Annotated in this window: 9 protein-coding genes and 3 pseudogenes; 9 read left to right on the top strand and 3 right to left on the bottom strand. The window is 61.9% G+C overall.

The genetic code is table 11. The features are described from left to right. A pseudogene (locus tag A37A_RS21310) lies at positions 1–461 on the top strand (hypothetical protein); the annotation flags it as partial. 12 nt (positions 462–473) lie between these two features. Here the strand turns inward: A37A_RS21310 and A37A_RS16275 are convergent. Next, positions 474–824, bottom strand: coding sequence for a hypothetical protein (locus A37A_RS16275; protein ID WP_155996512.1), 351 nt, complete (start codon positions 822–824; stop codon positions 474–476). Positions 825–1,115: 291 nt separating this feature from the next. Between A37A_RS16275 and A37A_RS22000 the strand changes: the two are divergent. The 6 genes and pseudogenes from A37A_RS22000 to A37A_RS16265 all read left to right on the top strand — a co-directional run. Further along, positions 1,116–1,361: pseudogene (locus A37A_RS22000) on the top strand (hypothetical protein); the annotation flags it as partial. Beyond that, on the top strand, positions 1,361–1,948 hold the full coding sequence (locus A37A_RS21300; protein WP_343122733.1) for a hypothetical protein: 588 nt from the start codon (positions 1,361–1,363) through the stop codon (positions 1,946–1,948). The pseudogene A37A_RS22000 and the gene A37A_RS21300, both read left to right, overlap by 1 nt. A 289-nt stretch (positions 1,949–2,237) precedes the next feature. Next, positions 2,238–2,741: pseudogene (locus tag A37A_RS21295) on the top strand (hypothetical protein); the annotation flags it as partial. Between the two features lie 245 nt (positions 2,742–2,986). Next, complete coding sequence (locus A37A_RS0106910; protein WP_018290790.1) at positions 2,987–4,573, top strand: DHA2 family efflux MFS transporter permease subunit; 1,587 nt, start codon at positions 2,987–2,989, stop codon at positions 4,571–4,573. Positions 4,574–4,823: 250 nt separating this feature from the next. Next, entirely contained in the window at positions 4,824–6,101 is a 1,278-nt protein-coding gene (gene eno / locus A37A_RS0106905; protein WP_018290789.1) for a phosphopyruvate hydratase, read from the top strand. Between the two features lie 73 nt (positions 6,102–6,174). Beyond that, positions 6,175–6,507, top strand: coding sequence for a septum formation initiator family protein (locus A37A_RS16265; protein WP_018290788.1), 333 nt, complete (start codon positions 6,175–6,177; stop codon positions 6,505–6,507). Between the two features lie 34 nt (positions 6,508–6,541). On the opposite strand, the gene hemW is transcribed toward A37A_RS16265, so the two are convergent. Beyond that, complete coding sequence (hemW, locus tag A37A_RS0106895) at positions 6,542–7,675, bottom strand: radical SAM family heme chaperone HemW (RefSeq protein WP_018290787.1); 1,134 nt, start codon at positions 7,673–7,675, stop codon at positions 6,542–6,544. Positions 7,676–7,776: 101 nt separating this feature from the next. Here hemW and thiH point away from each other — a divergent pair, with 101 nt between their 5' ends. Together thiH and thiS are read left to right on the top strand one after the other, a co-directional pair. Further along, positions 7,777–8,907, top strand: a complete 1,131-nt coding sequence (thiH, locus tag A37A_RS0106890; RefSeq protein WP_018290786.1) for a 2-iminoacetate synthase ThiH — start codon at positions 7,777–7,779, stop codon at positions 8,905–8,907. Next, the gene (gene thiS / locus A37A_RS0106885; RefSeq protein ID WP_051076254.1) at positions 8,880–9,092 is read left to right on the top strand and encodes a sulfur carrier protein ThiS; all 213 of its coding nucleotides are present in this window, start codon (positions 8,880–8,882) and stop codon (positions 9,090–9,092) included. The genes thiH and thiS overlap by 28 nt, the downstream gene beginning before the upstream one ends. A 205-nt stretch (positions 9,093–9,297) precedes the next feature. Here thiS and A37A_RS20025 read toward each other — a convergent pair whose 3' ends face one another. Then, positions 9,298–10,959 carry a hypothetical protein gene (locus A37A_RS20025; protein ID WP_231363799.1) on the bottom strand — a complete coding sequence of 554 codons (1,662 nt, stop codon included), beginning with the start codon at positions 10,957–10,959 and terminating at the stop codon, positions 9,298–9,300. Positions 10,960–10,976 lie beyond the last annotated feature (17 nt).

Genomic DNA, 10,976 nt, shown 5'->3' with positions numbered 1-10,976 from the left:
GGGTGGAGAGGATTCGCCGCAAGGCTGAAAGCGCTGGCGGCGGATTCATCGAGATCGACCCCCGGAAGACCCGCTTGAGCCAGTTCGACCATACGACCGGCCAATACGTGAAGAAGCCACTCTCTTTGCGGACGCACGTCTTCGGCGATGGCCGCACCGAGCCGGTGCAGCGGGATCTCTACAGCGCCTTTCTCGCGAAATGCTCCGAGAAGGATTTCCTCGACATTAGCCGGGTCCGAAAGGCTTGGCCGGGTGCGGAACCGCTCCCGCGACGGGCGATGTCGAGGGTGAAGGAACCAGCGAGCCGGGAGGGCTTGTCTCGACCGCACGTCAAGAATGTCAGAGCTGGTCGCCCGTCGAAGGGGAAAATGGGAAGCGGCTGCCCTCGCAGCCGTTCCGGCAAGGCCGGGGATGTTGTAGCGCAAGCGAGAGCCCCGGAGAGCCGGATCTCTATTCTCTAGAACCCCCTGGTTTTAGCCATGGGGAGTTTCAGCGACAAGCAGAAGATCGGCTTTTTCCCTTTTGATCGCCTTGATGGCCGAGCGTGGGGAATCGTCGGGACCGAGACCCTCCCAAAAAGTCAGGCGTCCGCCCGGGAAGATGGCAGGCAAGAGGATTTGAGCAGACTGGCGGCAGCAGGTCTTCTCGGAGTGAGCTAGGACTTGGACGCGAACCCCACAGTTGAGCAAGAGCCGAGACACTCGGGAGGATTCGGTGATGCCAGCCTCCGAAAGCGGCCGTTCGGGATCTTTCTCGCCCGGCACCGCACTACCGTGCGTCACAAGGTAGAGATTCACCCGAAAGACGGTATAACTAGCCGCCATTTCTCCCAAGCTTTCTCCAGCGGCTTGCAAAATGGGCTCGCCTGCTTCGCTCTCGCTTGGTTTTCCATCCTTGCGGCCTCATACAGCTCCGGTGGAAAACCGGCGCCCCGCCTCGCATCCAAGCCCATTTGCGACGCCTCGGCTACGAAATTTGTAAAAAATGGCGGCTAGGACGAGTCCAGCTTTCCGAGAGGAAACCAGGGCCTTTTTTTATGAACGGACAAGTGATTCTGCGCCAGGGAGGGAAAGAAAGGCTAAACATGAGGCGACTTTTTCGATGCCATAGGCTCGATGAGACAGCGTTTCCATTCAGGAACCGGTGGAGCAAGGGATCGCGGACTGGAAGTTTCGGTTGCCAGTTCTCCAGAAGAAACCCAATCGTTCGATGGGCAGTGGAAGGAGCGCCACTATCTGGGGGCTGGGCGATCGGTGGGCGACGATTTGCGCCAGGTCATTGCCCAAGATGGGCAGGCGGTGGCGCTGCTGGCTTGGGGGCCGGCCTGCTACGCGCTCAAGGATCGGGATCGGTGGATTGGATGGAGCGCCGTACAGCGGGTGGAGCGGCTCAAGTTGATCGTACAAAATCGGCGTTTTCTGCTGCTCAACCCCCAAAGGGGCAGGCACCCAATCTGGCCTCCCAAGCTTTGGGAGCGGCCTTGCGGGCGTTGCCGGGGCAGTGGCGGGATCGCTTTGGCTACACTCCGCTTTTGGCCGAGAGCTTCACCGATCCGGAGGCCTATGCGGGGACCTGCTACAAGGCCAGCGACTGGGAAGCGGTAGGCTACAGCGCCGGCTACAGCCGCCATCGGGCCGATTTTTACCTGCCCAATGACCAGCCCAAGCAGCTCTGGCTGCGTCCTCTTTCGGCGCAAGCGCGGCAAACGCTACGAGTGGCCCAATTACCCGAAGAGTGCCGCGCCGGTTTGAGCGCGAGGCCCTCGGGCACGCTGCCGGTCAATGCCCAGCAGCTCGAATCGTTGCTGGATGTCTTTTGGAAAGCGCCCGATCCGCGCATGAAGAACGCCCACTATCCGGTCGGATCGGTGTTGACCTTGATCGCGCGATGGCGCTTTTGGCCGGGCGGCGGGAGATCGCCGAGATCGCCCGTTTCGCCACCAGTCTGACCCAGCCCCAGCGCTGTCGGCTGGGCTTGCCGCTCAAGAAGGGCACTGGAGGCTTTCATCCGGTTCCCGGCTACAGTGTCTTCTACCAAGTGCTCACCCGCATGGATCCCGAAGCCTTCGCCGCCAGGCTCACCGACTGGTTGCAAGCACAGAGCGGCCTGCTGCCGCAGGCGCTGGCCTTGGACGGCAAAAGGATTCGTCATCCCATTGGCCTCCTGACCTTGGCCCAACAGGAGGACGGCGCCCCGCAAGCGGTGGCGGTCCACGACCAAAAGCAGGACACGCCCCGTTGCGAACAAAGCGCGGCGGTGGCGCTGCTGGAAAAGCTGCCGGCCCTGGATGGCAAAATCATCACGACCGACCCATTGCTTTGTCAGCGGCGCCAGGCCCGTCTCATCGGGGAAAAGGGGGCGATTACTTGTTTGGGATCAAGGGAAATCAGCCTCGTTTGCTCCAAGAGGCGCAAGCCTTGGACGCCTTGCCCGACCCCCTTTTTACCGACAACCAATCCGGTCATGGCCGGGTCGAAACCCGCAGGCTCCATGCCTTCCCCATCGAGCCCCTGGCCGTCGACTTCCCCTTTGCCCGCACCCTGATCGTCGTGCGCAGCCGGCGCACGAAGAAAAGGATGGTCTCACCAGCACCCGAGTCCCGTTACTCCCTCTCCAGCGCGCCACCGGATCCGTATGCGCCCCAAGAATGGTTGGACTGGATCCGAGGACATTGGGGCGGGGCCGAAATCCGCAATCATTGGCGACGCGATGTCCTGATGGGCGAAGACCGTTCCCGCTCTCGCCAGCCCAACCTACTGGCCAACTTGGCGCTCATCCCTAACGCCCTCCTCTCGCTCCTCGCCGAACGCTTCGGCGAACCACCCCTCCCGCACTTCCGCGAACGATTCTGCTCCACCCCTAAACAATGTCTGGCCGTCCTCGCCGCCGCAGGAACGCAAAAACAAAAGACCCTGGGGAGGAAACCGCCGAGTGCCATCTTCTCCTTGGTTCGCTCGGGGGAGAGCGGTAGGCTCCAAACCTTGCCATGGACGGAAACCCTCAGCCCGATTCCGACAGCGCTTGGCGTCCACGACACAATCCCTGGGTTGTCGCCCTCTCCGTCATGCTGGCAACCTTCATGGAGGTGCTCGATACCACCATTCTCAACGTGGCCCTCCCCTACATCGCGGGCGGGATGGCGGCAAGCAACTCGCAGGCGACCTGGGTGCTCACCAGCTACCTGGTCTCCAACGCGGTAGTCCTACCGCTCACCGATTGGCTCGGCCGGCGGTTCGGCCGGCGGAATCTCCTCCTGGCCTGCATTGTGATCTTCACGATCAGTTCCGCCGCCTGCGGAGCCGCCTCGAATCTTGGCACCCTGATCCTTTTCCGTGTCTTGCAAGGTGCTGGGGGCGGGGGACTCCAGCCGATTTCGCAAGCGATCCTCTTGGAAAGCTTTCCGCCTTCCAAGCGAGGACAGGCGATGGGCCTCTTTGCTCTCGGAGTCGTGGTCGCGCCCATCTTCGGCCCCCTGCTCGGCGGCTGGCTGACCGACAACGCCAACTGGCGCTGGTGCTTTTACATCAACCTGCCGGTTGGCCTCTTGGCGATCCTCCTTTCGGTCCTCTTCGTCGAGGATCCGCCCTATCTCCGGAACAACCGGCCGACCAAGGTCGATGTCTGGGGGTTGCTCTTTCTGACCCTCTGGCTCGGCTGCATGCAGGTCCTTTTAGACAAGGGACAGGAGGACGACTGGTTCGGGGCCGTCTGGCTGCGCTGGATGGCCGGTTTCTCTTTCCTGGGCCTGATCTGCTTCGTGATCCGGGAGATGACCGTCCTCGAACCGCTGGTCGATCTCCGCATCCTGAAGGACAGGAGCTTCGCCACCGGCGTCAGCTTGGTCTTTTTGATTGGCGTCGTCCTCTATGGAACGCTCGCCGCTCTGCCGCTCTTTCTCCAGACCCTGATCTCCTACACGGCCTTTCAGAGCGGAGTTGCGGTAAGTCCCCGCGGGGTCGGAGCGGTGGCCGGGGCGATCTTCGCCGGGCGGATGCTCGGGCACATGAGCGCCCGGAGTATGGTCGCGCTAGGCTTCGTCCTTCTGGCGGCTTCTTCGTTTCTCATGGGAAACTTCGACATCGAGATCTCTCAGTTCAATGTGATCGTGCCCAACATTCTCAACGGCTTTGGGGCTCCGCTCGTCTTCGTCCCGCTCACGACCGCCGCCGTCATCACCTTGCGCCGGGAGCAGATGGGAAACGCCACCGGCATCTTCAATCTCTTACGGAACATCGGCGGCAGCGTCGGCACTTCGCTCATCGCGACCTATTCCCAGCGCTTCGCCCAGGTCCATCAGAATTTCCTGGCGGCCTACTACACCCCGGAAAACCCGAACTACCGGGACACGCTTGCCTCGGTCCAGGGGTATCTCGCTGCTCAGTCGGGGACGGTGCCGGGAGCGCAGCAGGCCTTGGGAGTTCTCTACCGGACCCTCACCGATCAAGCGAGCCTCTGGTCCTATGTCGATATCTTCCAATGGTCGGGCTATGTCTGCCTGGCATCGCTGCCCCTGGCCTTTTTCCTGGCTCCCGCGAAGGGAGCCAAGCCTCCCGCCGGGGGAATGATGCATTAACCGCCATTTCTCACAACTTTCGTAGCCGAGGCGCAGCAAATGGGCCAGGATGCAAGGCGGGGCGCAGGTTTTCCCCCGGAGCTGTAGGATGACATACTGAGAGGAGAGCCAAAAACCCAAGTCCCAACGAAGCAGCCAGGTTCCTTTCGCAAGCTGCAGGAGAACGCCTGGGAGATAGGCAGGTTTAACCCGAGCCGGCCCAAGAATTGGCTTGTGTTGAAAGTCGCTCGCAGCCAAGAAAGTGGTCAATATGGGTCGTTTCTCCATCCATCGGATCTGGGCTCGTCAGGTTTTAGATTCCCGCGGCAACCCGACGCTCGAGGCGGAAGTCGTGCTGGAGGAGGGCGTCAACGCCCGGGCGATGGTTCCCTCCGGAGCCAGCACAGGGACCAACGAGGCGCTCGAGCTGCGGGACGGGAACAAGGCGCGCTACGGGGGCAAGGAAGTCGGAAAAGCGGTCCAGAACGTGCAGAAACTGATCGCCCCGGTCCTGCAAGGCCGCAACGTTCTCGACCAGCAGGAGATCGATCGCCTACTTCGCGAGATCGACGGCACTAAGAACAAGAGCAACCTCGGCGCGAATGCCATGCTCGGGGTATCCATGGCGGTCGCTCGGGCTGCCGCGTTCTCTCTCGGAATCCCTCTCTACCGATATCTCGGGGGAGCGGGAAGCGTGCTGCTGCCCATGCCGTTTGCCAATGTGATCAACGGCGGAGCCCACTCCGATGCCCCTCTCGATTTTCAGGAGTTCATGATCGTGCCACGGGGCGCTCCCACCTTTTCGGAAGCAATCCGGTTCGGAGCGGAAACCTTTCACGCCCTTCGCGCTCTTCTGCCGGAACGGAACCTCGGAACGGGCCTCGGCGACGAGGGAGGGTTTGCTCCGAGCCTCTCCTCAGCCGAGGATGCACTGGAACTGCTCTGCGCGGCCGTCGAGCGGGCCGGCTACACCCCCGGCAAGGAGATTTCTTTCGCCATGGACCCGGCCGCAAGCGAATTCTTTGACCCGGGGTCGGGGGCCTACGTCTTCCGGAAATCCGACCAGAGGCGCATGCCCGCCATCCACCTGGTCGAATATTACAAGGAGCTTTGCAGGCGCTTTCCGATCGTTTCCATCGAAGACGGAGCCGCGGAAAACGACTGGGAGGGATGGCGGATTCTGACGCGCGAGCTCGGAGCATCGGTGCAGCTCGTCGGAGACGATCTCTTCGTCACCAATCCGGAGTTTCTGCGCAAGGGGATCGAGCAGGGAGTCGCCAACTCGATCCTGATCAAGCCGAATCAAATCGGGACCATCTCAGAAACCCTCGAGACCATCGACCTGGCCAAGAGAAACGGTTACAAGGTGATGCTCAGCCACCGCTCAGGAGAGACGGAGGATCCCTTTCTCGCGCACCTGGCGGTCGCTTGCAATGCCGCTCAGATCAAGACGGGCTCCTTCGCCCGCTCGGACCGGATTTCTAAGTATAACGAGCTTCTACGGATCGAAGAGGATTTAGGGAAGAATGGCAGGTATGGGCGCTGGTAGGGCGGCGGACACCGTGCTGGCTTTTGCCGGCAGCTGGCCCCCGTAGCTGCTCGCCAAAAGCGGAGTACGGGATATGAAAGGCAGCACGGTATGGGCAACGCTAAGCCATCTGCTCTGGCTCGGCATCCTGCTCGCGGGCGGCGCCGTGCTCTTGACCGCCTTTTGGCCGCTCGTGCAAGAGATCGATCGCCTGGAACGCCAGAAAGAGAAGCTCCAACATGAGGCTGCTGTCGAGCAAAGTCGCAGTCGTGACCTCAATCTCCAGCTCGAGCTGCTCCAGTCGGACCCGACTTATGTCACGCGAATCGCCCGAGACCGGCTGAGCTTGGGTAAGAAAGGGGAAATCATTTTCCGTTTCGATCCCTACCCGCTCCCCTCCGATCGAGAGGCGACCAGCGACAAGTAGGGGATCTTTTTGGACAATCGTCTGCGCCTGACCATCAGATAAAGAGACCGGCAATTCCATCGGCCAGAAGCCTCCCCTCAGGGGTAAGGCGAAAGGTTCCATCAGAGAGTTCGGCCAAGCCTTGCCGGGTCAGGGCGCAGACGTCCTCCGAGTTTTCCCCGATCCAAGAGGCCGGAATCCCGCCGCTCGTCCGAAGGCCCAGGAGTAGCCGTTCGCGTTGCCGTAGTTCTTCCGAGAGCGGTTCCTGCTCCCTCGGAGGGTCCTGCCCAGCCAACAGCGCAGCGATATACCCATCCGTCTGCCTGCGGTTTTGCCAACGGCGGAGGCCAACCGTCGAACAAGCGCCGGGCCCAAGACCGAGGTAGTCGTTCCCTTTCCAATAACCCTGGTTGTGCAGAGACGCCCAACCCGGTCGGCCGTAGTTGGAAATCTCGTACTGCCGATATCCCGCATCTTCCAAGAGCCGCCAGGCAGTCCGATACATTTCGATCGATCGATTTTCGTCCTCGTGCCAAATTCCCGCCGCCCGCGCCCTAAAAAAGGGTGTATCCTCCTCATAGGTGAGCTCGTAGGCCGAAATGTGCTCGGGTCCGAGCGCAATCGCTCCTTCCAAGGTCTCGTGCCACGAGGCGGGCGACTGGCCTGGGACCGCGAAAAGCAGATCCACGTTGATGTTCCTGCATCCGGCATCCCGCAGGGTACAGACCGCCCGTTTCACGTCCTCCGGGGTGTGCCGGCGGCCGAGCGTGCGAAGCACAGTGGAATCGAGCGACTGGACGCCCAGGCTCACCCGCCCGACCCCAAGCTCGCACCAAGCCGATGCCTTCTCGGGAGTCACCGTTCGAGGATTCGCCTCTAGCGTCGCTTCGCGGGCTTCCCATGGATGGATCGCTTCCGCGAGCCGGAGGAATGCGTCCAGAGGCAAAAGCGATGGAGTTCCTCCGCCCAGATAGAGCGTTTCGGCTTCGACCGGGTAGTCCCGACATACCCCCTCCCATTCCCGCAAAAGGGCGTCGAGGAAGACGCGCATCTCCGAAGCCGAGCCGGTATGAACATGGAAGGCGCAATAGGGACAGATCGTCGCGCAAAAGGGTATATGCACATAGAGATGCCGGATCGGTTGCCCGCGCGGCGTCGGCCCGCATGGAAGGAAGCCTTCAAAAGGCACGGAGAATCCTACCCCCGGCCGACGAGGGAAAGAAGACTTTCTGCTTCCCCCCCCCCACCCACCCGCTTGTGAGCAACTGCGGCCTGCGGTAGGTTTGCCGTATGGCTTTTTCCGACAATCTCGCCGAGAGAAACTTCCCCTTCTTCCGGGAGCAAACCCGGTTTCGCTCTCTGCTGGAACCAAAGAGCGCTCCGGAACTGGAGGCCATGGCGCAGGAAGCCCAAAACCTAACCGCTCAGTTCTTTGGGAAAACCGTCCGCCTCTTTGCTCCCCTCTACCTCTCGAACGAGTGCGTCAATGTCTGCCGCTATTGCGGCTTCTCGCGGACCAATTCGATCCTCCGGCTCACCTTGAGCCCGGAGGAGGTGGAGCGGGAAGCGCGCTGCCTGGCCGAGCAGGGCTTCCGCTCGATCCTCTTGGTCGCGGGAGAACACCCCAAGTGGGTTACGCCCGGTTATGTGGCTTCGTCCATCCGAAGCATTCGTCCCTATTTCCCGTCGATCTCCATTGAGATCGCACCGCTGGAAACCGTGGAATACCAGGAGATCGTCGATGCCGGCGCCGAGGGTCTGGTCGTCTACCAGGAGACCTATCTCCCGGAAGCCTACTCCTCTCTCCATCTCTCCGGACCGAAACGCGACTTCGTCTGGCGGCTCCAAGCTCCGGAAAGGGCTTATCGAGCCGGATTCCGCCGGATCGGGATCGGCGCCCTGCTCGGCTTGGCGCCCTGGCGCCAAGATGCCTTCGCCTTGGCCGCCCATGCTGCTTGGCTTCTCAAGCATGCCTGGCGATCCTACCTGACGATCTCCCTGCCCCGCCTGCGCCCGTCCGCCGGGGGCTTTTCGCCGGAACACCCCGTTTCCGATCGCGAGCTGGCCCAGCTTCATTGTGCGCTGCGGATCACTTTCCCTCAGGTCGGCCTCGTTCTCTCCACTCGAGAGGCCCCCTCGCTTCGCGACCGACTGATCCCCTTGGGGGTCACCATGGTCAGCGCCGGGTCCCGGACCGATCCTGGCGGCTATACAGGGGCAGGCAGAGAGCGGCTCCATCGCACGGTTCGCGGCCATGAGGAACCGCCGGATCGGGAGGAATCGACGGCGGCGGCGACCGAGCAGTTCACGCTTTCCGATGAACGTCCCCCTTACGTCATTGCCGATCGGATTCGACAACTCGGCTATGAGCCCGTCTGGAAGGATTGGGAAGAATGCCTGACGAATGCTTCATCCGTGTGAACGGCAGAGAGAAAACCGTTCCATCCGGCACCACCGTCGCGGATCTCCTGCTCATGCTCGGTTACCCTGCCAAATTGTCTCTGGTGGAACTGAACAAAGAGGTTCTTCCGAGACGGCAGTGGGTCGAACGCCGACTCGAGCCCGGTGATCGATTGGAAGTGCTCCGCGTTGTCGCTGGCGGCTAGGCTGCCGGTCTCACAAGGTTCGTACCCGAGGCGAGGGCCGATGGGCCTGAATGCAAGGCGGGGCGCCAGCTTTCCTCCGGAGATGTATGACGACATACTGCGAGGAGAGCCAAAAACCCAAGTCCCAACGAAGCAGACAGTTCCATTTCGCAAGCCGCAGGAGGACGCTTGTGAGACCGGCAGGCTGACCTACATCGATCCCCACTCAATAGGGCGGAGGAGGGGGTGGAGGAGGCGGTGGTCCGCTGTTATCCGCGGGCGGGAATGGGGAACCATTCTCCAACGGCCCGGGAGGGCCCGGAGGATCGTTGACACCGGGCGCCGGAGTTCCGTATGGCTCTTCCCCGGGCAGCGGAGGCATGGGTGGAGGAGCTGAGCCATCCGAAGCGAAGGGGGGCATCGCCGGAGGGCCAGCCCCCGGATGGTTCGAGTTGCCACTGTAAGGGGCTGGGTTGGCAGCCGCCGAAGAGCCTCCCGCCAAGAGAGAGAGCCGCTGCTGGGCTTCTCCTTCCAACTCCTGCTCGTACTGGGAAAGGAGATGATTCCGCTCGTTGCGCTCGGCCATCTCGGCCTGACGCAGGTATCTGCGCCGCTCGACGAGCGCCGCCTCGTACTGCTTCTGCTGCTTCTGATGAGAGTAGATGCCCCCGCCCAGGGCTCCGAGAAGCATTCCCACTCCGGCGCCGATGGCCGCTCCCTCTCCGCCACCGAACATCGCGCCCCCCAAGGCACCGCCGGCCGCACCGATGCCGGCTCCTTCCCCCATCGTGGTCGGACCCCCACTGCCTGCTCGAAAGACATCAGGCCTTCTCACGTAGGCAGGCGCATCGTTCATGACCTCCCGGTACTGCTGCTGGGCCTGCCGATCAATCTCCTTCAACCTCTCGACAAATCGACCCCATCGCCGCTCCTCAAGCAACTGTGCCTGCTGGACCTCGGGGCTGCTCCGCAGCACGACCCGCGTGTCAGGCCCTCCTTCGCTCGGAGCCGGTGCCGCAAAAGGCAGCGGTGCGGTCGGAACGAATTTCCACGATCCATCCTCCGCTTGCGTCGCCACCACCTTCCAGACAAACGGAAACGGAGTCCCGGGAGCCAAGGATTCCAGCGGCTTCTTGCGGTGGAAGAGATACTCCTGACCCGGAGCCTGATCCTGCGTCAGGACTAGGTCCTTCAGGTGCCGACGAGCCCAGGGACGCTCCGCGGAGGGAATCTCCTTTAACCGTTTCGTGAGGTTGGCCGCATCCAAGTCGGCGATGGGAACCCAATACTGATCATTTTCGGCCACGACGGTCGCGTCGTAAGCAACATTCCAGGAGCCATCCGCCCTCTTCTGCTCCTCGTTTGACTTGAGGGAGACCAACGTGATTCCCTTGGGGAGTTCTTTCCGGAGAGCCGCCTCCGCCTCGGCGAGCGTCGGCTTCCTTTCGGGAGGAGGTTCGAGCTTCCTCTGCGTGGTAGGGAGCTCGCCCATTCCCGCCGTCGCATTCCCTCCGTCCAGCGGGCTTTTCGGTCCGAACAAGCCAGCGAGGAACGGCCCGAGCGTCAGAAACGACCCGACGCCCAAAAGGCAAAGCCCGGCAACCAGGAAAAACAAAAAAAGCAGCTTCCTTCGGCTTCCCGCCCTTCTCCTTCGAGCCGGCAAAAGCTCACTGCCGCATTCCGGACAGACGAAGGACGCTCCCTTGGGAACCTCGACAAACGTTCCACCAAGGGAGCACTCCCCCACGTTGGGACATTTCCCTTTTTGGGTACGAACGGATGCGGCCTTGGGGAAAGTGCGCCCACCGCGCGCAGCCCCGTTAGAAGCGGGCTCGCCGGCTTGCACTCTTGGTTTTACATCCGCATCGGGATCAATGAGATCACTCATGCGAATCCTGAACGGTC

Source organism: Verrucomicrobium sp. 3C, assembly GCF_000379365.1.
Lineage (GTDB): Bacteria > Verrucomicrobiota > Verrucomicrobiia > Methylacidiphilales > Methylacidiphilaceae > Methylacidimicrobium.
Note: the sequence above shows the minus strand (reverse complement) of the source record. Positions and strands in the feature narration are given on the sequence as shown.